General features: G+C 70.1%; 16 protein-coding genes. 8 read left to right on the top strand and 8 right to left on the bottom strand.

Annotated elements, in window-relative coordinates; genetic code table 11:
- Positions 1-37 precede the first annotated feature (37 nt).
- The 3 genes from AB0M02_RS03080 (at position 38) to AB0M02_RS03070 (ending at position 4,965) form a co-directional block, all read left to right on the top strand.
- The gene (locus tag AB0M02_RS03080) at positions 38-3,757 is read left to right on the top strand and encodes a multifunctional oxoglutarate decarboxylase/oxoglutarate dehydrogenase thiamine pyrophosphate-binding subunit/dihydrolipoyllysine-residue succinyltransferase subunit (protein WP_364222514.1); all 3,720 of its coding nucleotides are present in this window, start codon (positions 38-40) and stop codon (positions 3,755-3,757) included.
- A gap of 61 nt (positions 3,758-3,818) precedes the next feature.
- The gene (locus tag AB0M02_RS03075; RefSeq protein ID WP_364220532.1) at positions 3,819-3,998 is read left to right on the top strand and encodes a DUF6104 family protein; all 180 of its coding nucleotides are present in this window, start codon (positions 3,819-3,821) and stop codon (positions 3,996-3,998) included.
- A 19-nt stretch (positions 3,999-4,017) separates the two neighbouring features.
- The gene (locus AB0M02_RS03070) at positions 4,018-4,965 is read left to right on the top strand and encodes a zinc-binding dehydrogenase (RefSeq protein WP_364220530.1); all 948 of its coding nucleotides are present in this window, start codon (positions 4,018-4,020) and stop codon (positions 4,963-4,965) included.
- On the opposite strand, the gene AB0M02_RS03065 is transcribed toward AB0M02_RS03070, so the two are convergent.
- The gene (locus tag AB0M02_RS03065) at positions 4,966-5,754 is read right to left on the bottom strand and encodes an alpha/beta hydrolase (protein WP_364220527.1); all 789 of its coding nucleotides are present in this window, start codon (positions 5,752-5,754) and stop codon (positions 4,966-4,968) included.
- Between the two features lie 114 nt (positions 5,755-5,868).
- Here AB0M02_RS03065 and AB0M02_RS03060 point away from each other — a divergent pair, with 114 nt between their 5' ends.
- On the top strand, positions 5,869-6,030 hold the full coding sequence (locus AB0M02_RS03060; protein ID WP_364220524.1) for a hypothetical protein: 162 nt from the start codon (positions 5,869-5,871) through the stop codon (positions 6,028-6,030).
- Here AB0M02_RS03060 and AB0M02_RS03055 read toward each other — a convergent pair.
- From AB0M02_RS03055 to AB0M02_RS03040, 4 genes are all read right to left on the bottom strand, one after another.
- On the bottom strand, positions 6,019-7,134 hold the full coding sequence (locus AB0M02_RS03055; RefSeq protein WP_364220521.1) for an acetate kinase: 1,116 nt from the start codon (positions 7,132-7,134) through the stop codon (positions 6,019-6,021). The genes AB0M02_RS03060 and AB0M02_RS03055 overlap by 12 nt on opposite strands.
- On the bottom strand, positions 7,131-9,212 hold the full coding sequence (gene pta / locus AB0M02_RS03050) for a phosphate acetyltransferase (protein WP_364220518.1): 2,082 nt from the start codon (positions 9,210-9,212) through the stop codon (positions 7,131-7,133). The genes AB0M02_RS03055 and pta overlap by 4 nt, the downstream gene beginning before the upstream one ends.
- A gap of 108 nt (positions 9,213-9,320) precedes the next feature.
- Complete coding sequence (locus tag AB0M02_RS03045) at positions 9,321-10,481, bottom strand: NADP-dependent malic enzyme (protein WP_364222511.1); 1,161 nt, start codon at positions 10,479-10,481, stop codon at positions 9,321-9,323.
- A 218-nt stretch (positions 10,482-10,699) separates the two neighbouring features.
- On the bottom strand, positions 10,700-11,008 hold the full coding sequence (locus AB0M02_RS03040; protein WP_364220515.1) for a S26 family signal peptidase: 309 nt from the start codon (positions 11,006-11,008) through the stop codon (positions 10,700-10,702).
- Between the two features lie 85 nt (positions 11,009-11,093).
- Between AB0M02_RS03040 and sodN the strand changes: the two genes are divergently transcribed.
- Both sodN and AB0M02_RS03030 read left to right on the top strand, forming a co-directional pair.
- Positions 11,094-11,498 (top strand): superoxide dismutase, Ni, encoded by a 405-nt coding sequence (gene sodN, locus AB0M02_RS03035; RefSeq protein ID WP_364220512.1) that lies wholly within the window; start codon positions 11,094-11,096, stop codon positions 11,496-11,498.
- A 117-nt stretch (positions 11,499-11,615) separates the two neighbouring features.
- Positions 11,616-12,011, top strand: a complete 396-nt coding sequence (locus AB0M02_RS03030; protein ID WP_364222508.1) for an ATP-binding protein — start codon at positions 11,616-11,618, stop codon at positions 12,009-12,011.
- Here AB0M02_RS03030 and AB0M02_RS03025 read toward each other — a convergent pair.
- Together AB0M02_RS03025 and AB0M02_RS03020 are read right to left on the bottom strand one after the other, a co-directional pair.
- The gene (locus tag AB0M02_RS03025; RefSeq protein ID WP_364220509.1) at positions 12,008-12,700 is read right to left on the bottom strand and encodes a FadR/GntR family transcriptional regulator; all 693 of its coding nucleotides are present in this window, start codon (positions 12,698-12,700) and stop codon (positions 12,008-12,010) included. The two genes, AB0M02_RS03030 and AB0M02_RS03025, sit on opposite strands and share 4 nt — an antisense overlap.
- A 38-nt stretch (positions 12,701-12,738) precedes the next feature.
- Positions 12,739-13,134 carry a hypothetical protein gene (locus AB0M02_RS03020; protein ID WP_364220507.1) on the bottom strand — a complete coding sequence of 132 codons (396 nt, stop codon included), beginning with the start codon at positions 13,132-13,134 and terminating at the stop codon, positions 12,739-12,741.
- A 52-nt stretch (positions 13,135-13,186) separates the two neighbouring features.
- Between AB0M02_RS03020 and AB0M02_RS03015 the strand changes: the two genes are divergently transcribed.
- Both AB0M02_RS03015 and AB0M02_RS03010 read left to right on the top strand, forming a co-directional pair.
- Positions 13,187-14,137 carry a diacylglycerol kinase family protein gene (locus tag AB0M02_RS03015; RefSeq protein ID WP_364220504.1) on the top strand — a complete coding sequence of 317 codons (951 nt, stop codon included), beginning with the start codon at positions 13,187-13,189 and terminating at the stop codon, positions 14,135-14,137.
- A 411-nt stretch (positions 14,138-14,548) separates the two neighbouring features.
- Positions 14,549-14,803 carry a WhiB family transcriptional regulator gene (locus tag AB0M02_RS03010; protein ID WP_364220501.1) on the top strand — a complete coding sequence of 85 codons (255 nt, stop codon included), beginning with the start codon at positions 14,549-14,551 and terminating at the stop codon, positions 14,801-14,803.
- A 915-nt stretch (positions 14,804-15,718) separates the two neighbouring features.
- On the opposite strand, the gene AB0M02_RS03005 is transcribed toward AB0M02_RS03010, so the two are convergent.
- Entirely contained in the window at positions 15,719-16,474 is a 756-nt protein-coding gene (locus AB0M02_RS03005; RefSeq protein WP_364220498.1) for a CbiX/SirB N-terminal domain-containing protein, read from the bottom strand.
- Positions 16,475-16,484 lie beyond the last annotated feature (10 nt).

The following is a 16,484-nucleotide window of genomic DNA, read 5'->3' as shown; positions in this document are numbered from 1 at the left end:
CGTGATGACAAACACGGTGAAAGAGGCGAACGCGGCAGTGTCGACGCAGCAGACTTCGCAAGACAATCCACTCGCGGACTTCGGTCCCAACGAGTGGATCGTCGATGAGATGTACCAGCGATACCTGTCCGACCCGACCAGTGTCGACCCTGCCTGGCACGATTTCTTCGCCGACTACAAGCCGGCGATGGCCACGGGATCGATCGTGACCCCGGACGAGGCGAAGGCGGCCACCGCGACCGCCACCGCCGCGAAGGCCGGCACGGACGCGCCCGCCGCGGCAACGGTCGCCCCGGCCAAGCCGGTCACCCCGGCACCCGCGCAGAAGCCGGAAGCGGCCAAGCCCGCCCCGGTGGCGAAGGCCGCGCCCAAGCCGTCCGAGAACGGCTCGACCGCCCCCGCGGGCGCCAGGACCACCACGCTGCGTGGCGTCGCTGCCAAGATCGTGCAGAACATGGAGACCTCGCTCGAGGTGCCCACCGCCACGTCGGTACGCGCGGTCCCGGCGAAGCTCATGGTCGACAACCGCATCGTCATCAACAACCACCTCTCCCGCGGGCGGGGCGGCAAGGTCAGCTTCACCCACCTGATCGGCTGGGCGCTGGTCCGGGCGGTCGTCGCGCACCCCGAGATGAACAACTCGTACGCGCAGGTCGACGGCAAGCCGGTGCTGGTGCAGCCCGAGCACGTCAACCTGGGCATCGCCATCGACCTCGCCAAGAAGGACGGCTCCCGCACGCTGGTCGTGCCGTCCATCAAGAACTGCGAGACGATGGACTTCCGCCAGTTCTGGCAGGCGTATGAGGACGTCGTCCGCCGCGCCCGCCGCAATGAGCTGACCATGGAGGACTACTCCGGGACCACGATCTCGCTGACCAACCCCGGCGGCATCGGCACGGTCCACTCCATCCCTCGCCTGATGAACGGGCAGAGCGCGATCATCGGCGTCGGCGCCATGGAGTACCCCGCGCCGTACTCCGGCATGAGCGACGAGACGCTCGCCGAGCACGGCGTGAGCAAGGTCACGACGCTCACGAGTACGTATGACCACCGGGTCATCCAGGGCGCCCAGTCCGGCGAGTTCCTCAAGGTGATGCACGAGCTGCTGCTCGGCGGGCACGGGTTCTACGACGAGATCTTCACCTCGCTGCGTATTCCGTACGAGCCGGTGCGCTGGGTCCGCGACGTGGCCCGCACCTCCGAGGGCCAGATCGACAAGGCCGCGCGGGTCGTCGAGCTGATTCACGCGTATCGGGTGCGCGGCCACCTCATGGCCGACACCGACCCGCTCGAGTACACGATTCGCAAGCACCCCGACCTGGACGTGCTCCAGCACGGCCTGACCCTGTGGGACCTGGACCGCGCCTTCCCGGTCGGCGGCTTCGCCGGCAAGCAGAAGATGAAGCTGCGCGACGTCCTCGGCGTGCTGCGCGACAGCTACTGCCGCCGGGTCGGCATCGAGTACATGCACATCCAGGACCCGGAGGAGCGCCGCTGGATCCAGGAGCGCGTCGAGGTCAAGTACACCAAGCCGGACGCCGACGAGCAGAAGCACGTGCTGCACCGGCTCAACGCGGCCGAGGCGTTCGAGACCTTCCTGCAGACCAAGTACGTCGGGCAGAAGCGGTTCTCGCTCGAGGGTGGCGAGTCGCTGATCCCGCTGCTGGACGCGATCCTGAAGTCGTCGGCCGAGGGCGGTCTCGACGAGATGGTGATCGGCATGGCCCACCGTGGCCGGCTCAACGTGCTCACCAACATCGTCGGCAAGCCGTACGAAAAGATCTTCAATGAATTTGAAGGCTGGATGGACCCGAAGTCGGCTCACGGCTCCGGCGACGTCAAGTACCACCTCGGGCAGACCGGCAAGTACACGACGCCCGACGGTGAGCACGCCACCACCGTGAGCGTCGTCGCCAACCCGTCGCACCTGGAGGCCGTGGACCCGGTGCTGGAAGGCATCGTCCGGGCCAAGCAGGACCGCCTCGACCTCGGCCTGCACGGCTACACGGTGCTGCCCGTCCTGGTGCACGGCGACGCCGCGTTCGCCGGGCAGGGCGTTGTCGCCGAGACGCTGAACCTGTCGCAGCTGCGCGGTTACCGCACCGGCGGCACGGTCCACGTGATCGTGAACAACCAGGTCGGCTTCACCACGGCGCCCGAGTACAGCCGCTCGTCGATGTACTCGACGGACGTGGCCCGCATGGTCGAGGCGCCGATCTTCCACGTCAACGGCGACGACCCGGAGACCGTGGTCCGTGTCGCGAAGCTGGCGTTCGAATACCGGCAGGCGTTCAACAAGGACGTCGTGATCGACATGGTCTGCTACCGCCGCCGCGGTCACAACGAGGGCGACGACCCGTCGATGACCAACCCCCGGATGTACCAGATCATCGACACCAAGCGCAGCGTCCGCAAGCTCTACACCGAGGAGCTGATCGGCCGCGGCGACATCACCGTGCAGGAGGCCGAGGAGCAGCTGCGCGACTTCCAGGGCCGCCTCGAGGAGGTCTTCAAGGCCACCCGCGACTCGGCGGGCAAGGCGCCGCGCCCGGCCATCATCGCCGAGGAGCCGGAGCCGGCGGCGCCGACCGCGATCGACGCCGCCGTGGTGCGCTCGGTCGGGCAGGCGCACGTCGAGCTGCCCGAGGGCTTCACCCCGCACAAGCGGGTCCAGCAGCTGCTCGACCGGCGGGCCAAGATGTCCAGCGACGGCGGCATCGACTGGGGCTTCGGTGAGCTGATCGCGTTCGGCTCGCTGCTCAACCAGGGCGTCACGGTCCGGCTCGCCGGCCAGGACTCGCGCCGCGGCACGTTCACCTCGCGGCACGCCGCGATCGTGGACTCGAAGACCGGCAAGGACTTCCTGCCGCTCTCGTCGCTGACCACCGGCAACGCCAGGTTCTTCGTCCACGACTCGCTGCTGAGCGAGTACGCGGCGATGGGCTTCGAGTACGGCTACTCCGTGGAGAACCCGGACGCGCTGGTCCTCTGGGAGGCCCAGTTCGGTGACTTCGTCAACGGCGCCCAGTCGATCGTGGACGAGTTCCTCTCCTCCGGCGAGGTCAAGTGGGGCCAGCAGTCGTCGCTGGTGCTGCTGCTCCCGCACGGCATGGAGGGTCAGGGCCCGGACCACTCGTCCGGCCGCCCGGAGCGGTTCCTGCAGCTCTGCGCGCAGGACAACATGCGGGTGGCGAACCCGACCACCCCGGCGAACTACTTCCACCTGCTGCGCCGCCAGGGCCTGTCCAGCAAGCGCAAGCCGCTCGTGGTGTTCTCGCCGAAGTCGCTGCTGCGGCACAAGCTCGCGGTGTCCGCGGTCAACGACTTCACCCAGGGCACGTTCCAGCCGATCCTCGCCGACTCCGGCACGAACGGCCAGCCACTCGACGGCGCCTCGGTGAAGCGGGTCCTGCTCTGCTCCGGCAAGGTCTACTACGACCTGCTGCAGGCGCGCGGCGACCGCGGCATCACCGACACCGCGATCCTGCGGATGGAGCAGATCTACCCGCTGCCCGTCGAGGAGCTGAAGGCGGAGCTCGCGAAGTACCCGAACGCCGAGGACTTCGCGTGGGTCCAGGAGGAGCCGGCCAACCAGGGCGCCTGGTCGTTCGTGGCGCTCAACCTGCTGGAGCACCTGGAGGGCGTCCGCCTGCGGCGGATCTCCCGCCCGGCCGCGGCCGCCCCGGCGGTCGGCTCGGCCAAGATGCACGAGGCCGAGCAGGGCGCGCTGGTCGAGGCCGCTCTCCCGCGCCCGTGATCTGCTGAAAGCCCGAGGGGGCGCTCCGCCGTGGCGGGGCGCCCCCTTTTACTATCCGGACATGTACTTCACCGATCGCGGCATCGAGGAACTGGTCGAACGACGCGGCGAGGAGACCGTCACCCTCGAGTGGCTGGGTGAGCAGCTGCGCACCTTCGTCGACCTGAACCCGGAGTTCGAGACGCCGATCGAGCGCCTGGCCACCTGGCTCGCCCGGGACGACGAGGACGAGGACGATTAACGGCTACTAAGGTCAGTTCATGCGTGCCGCTTATGCCTCCTCGCTCCAGCCCGACGAGCCGCTGCGCGGCCTGACCGTCGGCGAACTGCCCTTCTCCCCACCGGACGGCTGGGTGCCGGTCGAGGTCCGGGCCAGCTCGCTCAACCATCACGACATCTGGTCCCTGCGCGGCGTCGGCCTGCCCGCCGACCGGCTGCCGATGGTGCTCGGCTGCGACGCGGCCGGTGTGGACCCGGACGGCAACGAGGTCGTGGTCTTCCCGGTGGTCGAGGACAAGGCCGACCCGCGGGGCTACTCGCTCTTCTCCGAGCGGCACCCGGGCACGCTCGCGGACCGGCTGGCCGCGCCGCGCGAGAACCTGGTTCCCAAGCCCGCCGGTGTGTCGTTCGCCGAGGCGGCCTGCCTGCCCACGGCCTGGCTCACGGCGTACCACATGCTGGTGACCCGCGGCCGGTCCGCGGAGGCCGGCTCGGTGCTGGTGCAGGGCGCGGGCGGGGGCGTGGCCACGGCGGCGGTCGCGCTCGGCGCCGCGTTGGGCCTCCGGGTGTACGCCACCAGCCGCGAACCGTGGAAACGTGACCGTGTCGCCGAGCTGGGCGCGACCGCTGTGGAACCCGGCGCGCGCCTCCCGGAGCGGGTCGACGTCGTCATCGAGTCGGTCGGGGCGCCCACCTTCGAGCACTCGATGAAGTGTGCCGCCCCCGGCGCCCGGATCGTGGTGTGCGGAGCCACGGCGGGTCACAAGGCCGAGGTCGACCTGCGCCGGGTCTTCGCCATGCAGCTGGAGATCCTGGGCAGCAGCATGGGCACCCCGGCCGAGCTGGCGGCCCTGCTGGACCTGGTCGCGTCCGGGAAGGTGAAGCCGGTGATCGACTCGACGTACCCGTTCGAAAGGGCGGCGGACGCGTTCGCCCGGCTGGAGTCGGGCGAGGTGTTCGGCAAGGTGGTCCTGGACCACCAGGTCTGATCAGAGCTGGTCGGTGAGCCCGGCGACCCTCGGGAGCCGGGCCCTGGCCGCCCCGTCGTCGTTCAGGCTCCAGCGCCAGAAGTCCGTGGTGGCCGCCGCCACGAGCGCGGGGTCGTCCCGGTGCGGCAGGTGGCCGCCCTCGGGCAGTTCCAGGAACGCCTTGGGCCAGGCCACCTCGTTGTACGCGCCGTACGCCTGCTCGTACGTGACCGTGTCGTCGAGCCTACCTTGCACGAACAGCAGCGGCGCCGCGGTGCCGGAGAACGGCGCGGGCTGCGGCATCTGCCGTCCCGAGATGATCAGCCCGGCCTTGAGGCGTGCGTCGCGGCTGCCGCTGAACAGCCCGACCGTGGTGATGCCGCCGGCCGAGTGCCCGGCCGCGGCGACGCGTGACGGGTCGATGCGGCCGGTGAGGGCCTCGACCACCCCGGTGATGACGTACTGGGCGTCGGCGGGCTGGTTCACCACGTCGTCGGCGTCGTACTCGGCGGCCTGGTTCCACGTGTGCGGGTATTTCGGGGCGGTCACCGCGAACCCGGCCGCGGTCCAGGCGCTCAGCAGAGCGGCGTAGTCGGACGGCTGCGAGGTGAGCCCGTGACTGAAATAGATCAGTGGAACGGCACCGGCGCGGTCCGGGAGCCAGACCGTCGTCGGCAGGGGCCGGTCGCCGCCCCGGTTGAGCTCCAGATCCCTGGTCCCGGCGGAGGACACCGGTGCCGGCGCGTCCGTGCCGCAACCGGCGAGAGCGGCGGCGGAGAGGGCCAGGGCGAGTACGGATCGTCGGAGCACCCGACCCATTGTGCCTGCTAGATCAACATATGACCGGTCGCGGACATCACACCGGGTTCCGCCGAACAGGTGCTGCGCTTCGCCATCCTTGACCGCTTTCGCTAGGGTCGGCGCATGTCTGACAACAGCGTCGACCCGAGTGGCAACACCGAGGCGTTCCGGGCCTTCACCCGGCCCACCCCCGAGGCGGAGGCGCCGTCCAAGCTTCCTCTGCTGATCGGCGGAGCGGTCCTGGTGGCCGTCGTGATCGCCGTTGTCGCCTGGTTAATGTCCTGATCCGATCGCCTGCCGCGCCTCGCGGGCGATCTCCAGTTCCTCCTCGGTGGGCACCACGCACACGGTGACCGGCGAGCCGTCCGGCGAGATGATCCGCTCGTTGCGGGCGTTGCGCTCCGGGTCGATCGCGATGCCCAGGGCTTCCAGGCCGCCCAGCGCCCCGGCCCGGATGTCCGGCGAGTTCTCCCCGACCCCGGCGGTGAACGTGATCGCGTCCGCCCGGCCGAGAACGGCCAGGTAGGAGCCGACGTACTCGCGCAACCGGCGGCAGCAGACGTCGAACGCGAGTGCGGCCTCCGGGTCGCCCGAGGCTCGGCGCTCCAGGACCGTACGCATGTCGTTGTCGCCGGTGAGCCCGAGCAGGCCGCCGCGGCGGGTCAGCGAGTCCTCGATCTCGTCGAGCGACATGCCCGCCACCCGGTGCAGGTGGAACACCACGCTCGGGTCGATGTCACCCGATCGGGTGCCCATCACGAGGCCGCTGAGCGGTGACAGCCCCATCGAGGTGGCCACGCTCCGGCCACCGGCCACGGCGGTCGCGCTCGACCCGTTGCCCAGATGCAGCGTGATCACGTTGGTGTCCTCGACCGGCCGGCCCAGGACCCGGGCCGTCTCCCGGGACACGTACGCGTGCGAGGTCCCGTGAAACCCGTACCTCCGGATGCCCCACCGCTGAGCGACCTCCCGATCGATCGCCCACCGCACGCCCTCCGGCGGGATCGTCGCGTGGAACGCGGTGTCGAAGACCGCCACCTGCGGCACGTCCGGCAGGAGCTTGCGGGCCACCTCGATGCCGGTCAGCGCGGCCGGGTTGTGCAGCGGCGCGAGCGGGATCAGCTCCTCGATCGTCGCCGCGACCTCGTCGTTCACCACCGTCGAGGCGGTGAACCGGTCGCCGCCGTGCACGACCCGGTGCCCGACCGCGGCCAGCTCGGTCAGGTCCACGGTGTCCATCAGCCGCTGGAGTGCCTCCCGATGCCCGGCCGCGTCGCCGCCCTCCTCGCCGATCCGCTGGATCAGGCCCTTGGCCAGCACGTCCGAGCCGTCGAAGAGCCGGTACCGCAGCGACGACGAGCCGCAGTTGAGCACGAGTACCCGGGTCATCTCGCTCCCGCCTGGATCGCCGTGATGGCGACCGTGTTGACGATGTCCTTGACCGTCGCGCCGCGGGACAGGTCGTTGACCGGCCGCCGCAGACCCTGCATGACCGGTCCGACCGCCACCGCGTTGGCCGAGCGCTGCACGGCCTTGTAGGTGTTGTTGCCGGTGTTCAGGTCGGGGAAGACGAAGACGGTCGCCTTGCCGGCCACCTCGCTGCCGGGCAGTTTGGCGGCCGCCACCGCCGGGTCGATCGCGGCGTCGTACTGGATCGGGCCCTCCACCGGCAGGCCGGGCTCCCGCTCGCGGACCAGCGCGGTGGCGGCGGCGACCTTGTCCACGTCGGCGCCGGTGCCGGAGCTGCCGGTCGAGTAGGAGAGCATGGCGACCCGCGGTTCGATGCCGAACGCCGCGGCGGTGCGTGCCGAGGAGAGGGCGATGTCGGCGAGCTGGGCGGCATCCGGGTCGGGGTTGACGGCGCAGTCGCCGTACACGAGCACGCGGTCGGCGAGCAGCATGAAGAACACGCTGGAGGCGACCGACACCTCGGGCACGGTCTTGATGATCTCGAAGGCGGGGCGGATCGTCGCGGCCGTGGTGTGTGTGGCGCCGGAGACCATGCCGGCGGCCAGACCGGCGGCGACCATCATGGTGCCGAAGTAGTTCACGTCGCGGACCACGTCGTACGCCAGGTCCAGGGACACGCCGCGGTGTTTGCGGATCTCGGCGTACCGGGCGGCGAAGTCCTCACGCCAGGTGCAGGTCGCCGGGTCGACGAGCTCCGCGCCACCGATCTCCACGCCGATCTCGCGGGCCCGCCGGGCGATCTCGGACGGGTCTCCGAGCAGCGTGAGGTCGGCGACGCCACGCCGCAGCAGGGTCTCGGTGGCACGCAGGATGCGCTCCTCGGTCCCCTCCGGCAGCACCAGGTGGCGGCGGTCGGCGCGGGCCCGGTCGATCAGGTCGTTCTCGAACATCAGCGGGGTCACCCGGCTGGATCGGGCCACGTCGAGCAGCCCGGAGAGCGTGGCGGTGTCGACGTGCTCCTCGAAGGCGCCGAGCGCGGCCTCCACCTTGCGTGGTGTGCTCAGCTGCGCCTCGATCCGGCCGGCCGCCGCGATCGTGTGATAGCTGTCGGTCTTGGCGATCAGGATCGCGAGCCCGGTGTTCAGCCGCTCGATCACCCGCACGGCCTGCTCGTCCGGCGGTTCGCCGAGCGTCAGGACCAGGCCGGCCAGCGTGACGGTGCCGGCGGCGTGCGCGGCGCTCGCGGCCACCAGCAGGTCGGCGCGGTCGCCCGGGGTGATCAGCAGCGCCCCCTCGGTCAGGTGTGCCAGCACGGTGGGCACCATCGCGGCGCCGACGACGTAGTCGAGCACGTCTCGGTCGAGCGCGCCGGGCGTACCCGAAAAGATTGTCGCTTCGAGAGCCGTGGCCACCTCACCCACCGTCGGTGCGGCGATGGCCGGCACCTCCGGCACCGCCCAGAAGGGGACCGGGAGACCTTGCGGCGCGGGTTTCGGCAGCGTGACCGGCACCCGGTTGGCAATCACGGCGACCACGGTCGCGCCCAGATCAGAGAGGGAATGGTACGCACTACGCGCGGCCGCCGTCAGCGATTCCACCGACCGGCCCTCACCGCTGACCACGGGCACCACGACGCTGCCGAACTCGGTCGCGAGCCGCGCGTTGAAGGCCAGCTCGCGGGGCAGCTCCTCGCGCCCCTCCTCGAGCTTGTCGGTGAAGTCGCTACCGATGATCACCACAGAGGAGCACTGCCGCTCGACCGCCCGGTACCGCTCGACGATGCGGCCGATCAGCTCCTCGCGCCGCCCGTCGGCCACCAGCGCGGTCGCCTCGGCCATCGTGGCGCCGAACGACTCGTCGTAGGACACCTGACCGGGATAGCGCTCGCGCAGCACGGTGAGCAGCGGATCCGGCCCGGACCCGGTGACCAGCGGCCGGAACACCCCCACCCGCGCGACCTGCCGCGACAGCAGCTCGACGATGCCGAGAGCCACGGTTCCCTTGCCGACGGACGGGCCCAAGCCCGCTACGTACACGCTGCGTGCCACGACCCTCAACCTACCGGCCCCAGCCCGGTGCCACCGGGCCGAAAGTCCTCACTTGACCATGACCCCGTAATGCCACGCGCCGCCCTCACCGAATCGGTGAGGGCGGCGCGACAGGCGTCAGACCCGCTGGCTCTCCACGGTCGGCGTCTCGGCCGGAGCCGCGCGACGTGCCACCCCGTCCTCGATCGCGGCCGCGGCGACCGCCGCCGCCACCGCCGGCGCGACCCGCGGGTCCAGCGGCGACGGCACGATCGCGTCCGGCCGCAGGTCGTCCGAGACGATCGCGGCGATCGCGTCCGCCGCGGCCACCTTCATCCGGTCGGTGACGGTGCTCGCCCGCACGTCGAGCGCGCCCCGGAAGATGCCCGGGAACGCGAGCACGTTGTTGATCTGGTTGGGGAAGTCGCTGCGGCCGGTCGCGACGATCGCCGCGTACTTGTGCGCGACCGCCGGCAGCACCTCGGGCGTGGGGTTGGCCAGCGCGAAGATGACCGCGCCCGGAGCCATGCCGGTCAGTGCCTCCTCCGGGATGTTGCCCCCGGACACGCCGACGAGCACGTCCGCGCCGATCAGCGCCTCGGCGATCCCACCCGTACGCCCGGAGAAGTTCGTCGTCGACGCCAGCTCCTCCTTGATCGCCGTGAGGTCGGTGCGCTCGCCGTGGATGATGCCCCGCGAGTCGACCACGATCATGTTGGCGCCCTGGACACCCGCCGCGATCAGCGTCTTCGTGATCGCCACCCCGGCCGCACCGGCACCGCTGACCACCACGCGCAGGTCCGCGAACCGCCGGCCGAGCAGCTTCGCCGCGTTGCGCAGCGCCGCCAGCGTGACGACGGCCGTGCCGTGCTGGTCGTCGTGGAAGACCGGGATGTCGAGCTCGGCGTCGAGCCGGCGCTCGATCTCGAAGCAGCGCGGCGCGCTGATGTCCTCCAGGTTGATGCCACCGAAGGACGGCGCCATCGCCTTGACCGTCGCGATGATGCCCTCGACGTCCTGGGTGTCCAGCACGATCGGGATCGAGTCGACCCCGCCGAACTGCTTGAACAGGACCGACTTGCCCTCCATGACGGGCATCGCGGCCTTGGGGCCGATGTTGCCGAGCCCCAGCACGGCCGAGCCGTCGGTGACCACGGCGACCGTGTTGGACGTCCAGGTGTAGTCGGCGTAGAGGGACTCGTCCTCGGCGATGGCCTCGCAGACCCGGGCCACGCCGGGCGTGTAGGCGAGGGAGAGGTCGTCGCGGCTGGCCAGCGGGACCGTCGCACTCATCGTCATCTTGCCCCGGCGGTGCAGGTCGAAGACGGGATCGGCGGCCAGGGCGGGATCGAGTTCGAAACTGAAGAAAGACACGGTGAAGCTCCACAATGCATCGACATTGATACGTGGCACCTGCGCGGTCCCGGTCGCGAATGTGCGCCAGGAGGGCGGTGCTATGCGGGGATCACCCGGTAAACCCGACCACAGCGCGGGTGTGCGCTGGGGATTAGAGGACACTAACTTAACCGGAACGGTCTCGGGTAGTACCGAAATATCACACGCCCGATGACATCCGCGACGCCGTGAGCACGGGAATCGTCCTCCACGAACGCGTTGTCACCGACCAGCCACCAACCGCCGTCGCGTTCCTCGACCGCCCGTTTGACCACCCACAGCCCGGGCCGTGACCGGAACTCCGCGACGACGATGTCACCGGCGCGCACCCGCCCTCCGCGACGCACCACCAGAGCGTCGCCGTGCCGCAGTGTCGGGACCATGGAAGGGCCCCGGACCAGCGCGGCGAACAGTGGTAATTGCCACCTCAAGGCATCAAGCCTCCGTCGCGTTACACCGTGGGTGTAAGGGGTAGGGTCAATCTCGGATCATCGCAAACTCTATGGAGGAGTCCTGATGCGACTTCCGCGTTTCCTCACCCCGCGCACCGTGGTCAGCGCACACTGCGACCTGCCCTGCGGGGTCTACGACCCGGCCCAGGCCCGGATCGAGGCCGAGTCGATCAAGGCCATCGCCGAGAAGTACCAGGGGAACACCGACCCCGAGTTCCGCACGCGGGCCATCCTCATCAAGGAGCAGCGCGCGGAGCTGGTCAAGCACCACCTCTGGGTGCTCTGGACGGACTACTTCAAGGCCCCGCACTTCGAGAAGTACACGAACCTGCACCAGCTCTTCAACGAGGCCACCAAGCTCGCCGGCGCCGCGGGCGCCAAGGGCTCGGTCGACCCGGCCGTTGCCGACCAGCTGCTCGGCAAGATCGAGGAGATCACCAAGATCTTCTGGGAGACCAAGCAGGCCTGACCGGCCTGCCGTTGCGGTGGCCCCGGCTGGTCGTCCGGCCGGGGCCGCATTCCCCCATCCGGCTCGTGAGCGGCTAGAGTCTCCTCCATCGGGAGGAGGGCTCGGGTGACTCAGCTGATGGAGACGGAGCCTGACGTCGGAGACGACGTCGTTCTGCTGACGGTCCCAGCCGACGGCGGTTATCTGGGTGTCCTCCGGACGGCCACCGCCGGTCTCGCCGCCCGCCTGCACTTCGCCCTCGACGAGATCGAGGATCTGCGCATCGCCGTCGACGAGGCGTGCGCCATGCTGCTGGCGATCGCCACCCGCGGCGCCGAGCTCGAGTGCCGGTTCGCGGTCACCGACGACGCGCTGACCGTCGAGGTCACGGTCTCCACGGTACGCGGCGCGCGGCTGCCCTCCGAGTCGTCCTTCGCGTGGAAGGTGCTGACCGCCCTGACCACGTCCGCCTCCGCCGAGGCCAACGGGCGCTACGCGACGATCCGCCTGCTCACCCGCCGCACGGAGTTCTAACGCACGGTCTCGGCTATGTAATCGAGATGTTGCGCCGCGGCCCGGGTGGCACCCTCGGCGTCCTGCATGGCGATGCAACTGAGCAGCAGCCGGTGGTCGGCGTCGATCCGGTTCCAGTAACCGTCGGGCAGCCCGCCGGTCACCTCCTCGCCGTACGAAGCCTGATACAACGGGCTGCCGACCAGCTCGAACAGCGGGTTGCAGGTGGCCTTGGCGATCGCCCGGTGGAAGACCGAGTGCGCCGCGAGCATCGTGTCGAAGTCGTCGATCGCCGGGTCGAACAGCGCTCCCCGCAACTCGGTGAGATTGCCGTCGGTGCGCCGGATCGCGGCCAGCCCGGCGGCCGGCACCTCCAGCGCGCGCCGCAACTCCAGCAGATCGGCCAGTCCGACGTGCGCCGAGTGCGCGAGCAGCGCGAACCCGGTGGACAGCCCGTCGGCGAGTTGCGTGGCATCCGGATGCGCGACGAAGCTGCCGCCGGTGACCCCGCGAGTGGTGACGATGAGATGCTGGCTGGCCAGCAGGCGTAAAGCCTCCCGGACAGTACTTCGACTGACGCCGATTTTGACGCACAGTTCTGGTTCCGGTGGCAATCGCTCACCGGGCTGAAGGCGCCCTGACGTTATATCCGCCCGCAACTCGTCCGCGAGCTGCTGATAGGCGGGCGGGCGCACCGCTGAGCCGGTCACTCGTCCAGGTTAGGCCCTGATCCGCTGCCGGGGACCCGCTAATCGACGCCCAACGCTCGACTGCTGGGTGGAACAAGGATCAGCACCGCGGTCACCACCGCCAGAATAAGCAGCAGCACGCCGAGCGCGACGGGACCGATCTGGAGCAGAAAACCTCCGGTCGCCAGCAGGAAGAGCTGCACGACGACGGCCGGCCCGCGAGCGCGGACCTTACCCCGCCCGAGAGCGCGCGCCACGGCGAAGACGACAAACGCGGCCAGCGCGACCATCACGGTGAGAGCGGCGGCCACCGCGATGCGGACCACATCGCTGGTCAGAGCAAGGACAATGAGGTACGCGGTGAGCACAGCGAGTCCCGCGCTCTGCACGTAAAGGAGGCGCACACCCCAGTCGAGGGTGGCGGCGCGGCTCGCCACAGGGTTCTCACCGGTCACTGCTGCACCATACCGACAGCCTCGACGCGCTCCGGCGGGTACAGTGCCGCCCATGCGAGCGTTGCTGGTGGTCAACCCCCGGGCGACGACGACCAGTGAGCGCAGCCGCGACGTCCTGGTCCGGGCGTTGCGCAGCGCGGTGGACCTGACGGTGCGATACACGGAACGGCGCGGTCACGCCACGAAGCTGGCCCGCGAGGCCGCCGAGACCGGGGTCGACCTGGTCGTCACGCTGGGCGGCGACGGCACCGTGAACGAGGCGGTCAACGGTCTGCTCACCGCGTCGACCGCGCTCGCGGAACTGTCCGGCCCCTCGGCGTACCGTCTGCCCGCTCTCGCCGTCGTCCCCGGCGGCTCCACCAACGTCTTCGCCCGCGCGCTCGGCATGCCGCGCGACTGGGTCGAGGGCACCAGCGTGATCCTCGACGGCATCCGCGACGGACGGCACCGGGTGATCGGTCTCGGACGCGCCGACGACCGCTACTTCACCTTCACCGCCGGGCTCGGCTGGGACGCCGCGACCATCCGCCGGGTCGAGCAGGCCCGCCGCCGCGGCCGCACGTCGACGCCGGCTCTCTACTTCCGCTCGATGACCGGCCAGTTCCTCACCGGTTTGGACCGGAAGAACCCGCCGCTCGTGCTGGAACGCCCAGGCGAGGACACCGAGACAGGACTGGGCACGGTGATCGTGCAGAACACGGCGCCCTGGACCTACTCCGGCGACCGGGCGATCAACCCCAATCCCGACGCTTCGTTCGATCTCGGGCTCGATGTGTTCGCCCTGCGCCGTCTGGATGTCCTGAGCACCACAAGGACCGTGACACAGCTCGCGTGGCGGTCCGGTGATCCGCACGGTAAACAGGTGTTACGGCTGCATGACATCGCCGAGTTCACCGTGGTGGCGTCCCGACCCCAGGCATTCCAGCTGGACGGCGACTATCTGGGTGAGCGCCAGAAGGTGCACTTCGTGTCCGTTCCCTCAGCGCTGCGTGTGATCTGCTGACTCTGGGGTACGTGAACCGGGACGTGCTCACGATCCGTTACAGAAACACGGGCAAAAGGTCGGCGAAACGGCCGGGACCGTACTACATTGATGGGAGCGTTCGTCAACCGGCTCTGGCATGAGCGGCAGAACCGGACATAAGGGTACGTGAGCCAGCTCACCCGCCGGGAGAAACTTCCAGCGCTACCCTTGACATCGCGTGAGTTCGTGAAAGCATTCACAAGCGATAAGAAGTAACCGGTTGCTGCTTGTACGCGTTCCTAATCCAGAAGCGCGGAACAGCACCGAACACCAAAAGCTTGCTGACGCTCCGGTGAGCGGACGGGTACAACCCGTCGGACACCACAGCGCATGCATATAGGTAAACAGCACTGTTTTCATTACCCCATCCGAAACAAGGAGTTTGCCGCCATGGACTGGCGTCACGATGCGATCTGCCGCGACGAGGACCCTGAGCTGTTCTTCCCGATTGGGACGTCCGGCCCGGCGCTCCTGCAGGTCGAGCAGGCCAAGGCCGTGTGCCGGCGGTGCCCGGTGACCGAGGAATGCCTCTCGTGGGCACTCGAGTCTGGACAGGACGCCGGCGTTTGGGGCGGTATGAGCGAGGACGAGCGGCGCGCCGTCAAGCGCCGTGGCGGTCTTCGGATCAGCCCCGTCACCGCCTGAATCAATCCCCCACACAGCATTTGCGCCCCGGGCCTCACGGCACCGGGGCGTCTTGCTGTTTCCACCCACTCACCCAGCGTTTCCCATTCCACAGTGCGCTAATACGATCACCGAACGTTTACCCACCTCGCCGAAATGATCTCGAAATTAAGATCGAAAAGCATTGCGTCGCCAACCCGGCACACTCCGCAATGGACCCTCGACCCACTCCCCAATACCGATCTCCGTCGCCTAGCGCAGAGTGACCGTCGCCCAGAGTGACAGAACCCCACCCCGGGCCAACCTCTCAGCAGATTCACAGCCGCCACCCCAGGCCCCCGAACCACAAGCCGAACGCCGCCGAGGCCGCCCACCAGGCACCCCAACGCCTCCCGCCGGCCCCTCCGAGACCACCCACCGAGGCACCCAACGCCTCCCGCCGGGCCCCCGAGGCACCCAACGGCCCCCGCCGCGCCCCCGGGCACCCAACGCCTCCCGCCGGGCCCCGAGGCACCCAGCGGCCCCCGCCGCGGCCCCCGAGACCGCCCAGCGGCCCCGCCACGCCCCCGGGCACCCAGCGGCCCCCGCCGCGGCCCCCGAGACCGCCCAGCGGCCCCGCCACGCCCCCGGGCACCCAGCGGCCCCCGCCGCGCCCCCAAGACCGCCCAGCGGCCCCCGCCACGCCCCCGAGGCACCCAGCGACCCCCGCCGGGCCTTCCGAGGCCGCCCACCCAGGCACCCCAGCGACTCCTGCCAAACCCTCCGAGGCCGCCCGCCCCGACGCCCTCCGGCAACAGCGGGCATGAGTGGTCAAGTCAGCCGCCCAGCCGGCCCCAGCCCAACTGCGGCACCAACGGACCCCAAACGCCGCGCCAACGGGCCCACGGTCGGCTCAGGACCGTCGGGAGGATCCCAAGTCGTCGGATATGCAGTCGATCAGGCGGCAGCCGCCAGCGCCCCGCTGAGCACCGACTGCGCCCGCCTCTCCACCAGACGGGCCAACTCCGGCGCGTCGCCGAGAGGCGCGGCCACCACGACCGCTCCCGCCTCCAGAGCCGAGCCGACCGCATTGTCGTAGAGCAGCCCCGGCGCCAAGAAGTAAGCCGCCATACCCACCCGGCGACACCCCCTCGCCCGCAGCCCCGCGACAGCCTCACCCGGACGTGGTCCCTCGCCCGAGGCATAGGAGACCGCAGCCGGCACCCCCAGCCGCCGCCCGAGCGCCACCGCCGCGTCCGCCACAGTCGCCCGCGCCGCAACATCCCGCGTCCCGGCCGAAGCCAACACAACCCCGTCAAGCCCAGCAGGCACCACACCGCCAACACCGGCAGGCGCGACCCCGTCAAAGCCGGAAGCGAGCAGCCGTCGGCACAATCCCTCGACCAGCAACCGCGACACCGGTCCGAGCACAGAGGACGCAGTGACCGAGACCGGCAGCGACGAAGCCTCCCGCACCACAGCCGGCAGATCCACGCGCCCGTGGTAGGCAGCCGTCAGCAGCAACGGCACCAACGCCACCCGCCGCCCCGAGAGCAGGGGCGACGCCAGCACATCCAACGGCCGCGGCCCGGCATGGTCCAGGTAGGACGCCCGCACCACCCAATCAGGCCGCGCCCGCCGCACCGCCCGCGCCAGCGACTCGGTAGCCACAGCCGCCCGCGGATCCCGGCTGCCATGAGCCACCAGAACCACAGCCGGCCCC

It is taken from the genome of Actinoplanes sp. NPDC051861 (genome assembly GCF_040681145.1).
GTDB lineage: Bacteria > Actinomycetota > Actinomycetes > Mycobacteriales > Micromonosporaceae > Actinoplanes.
The sequence above is the reverse complement of the archived record's forward strand: the minus strand, read 5'-3'. Positions and strand labels throughout refer to the sequence as shown.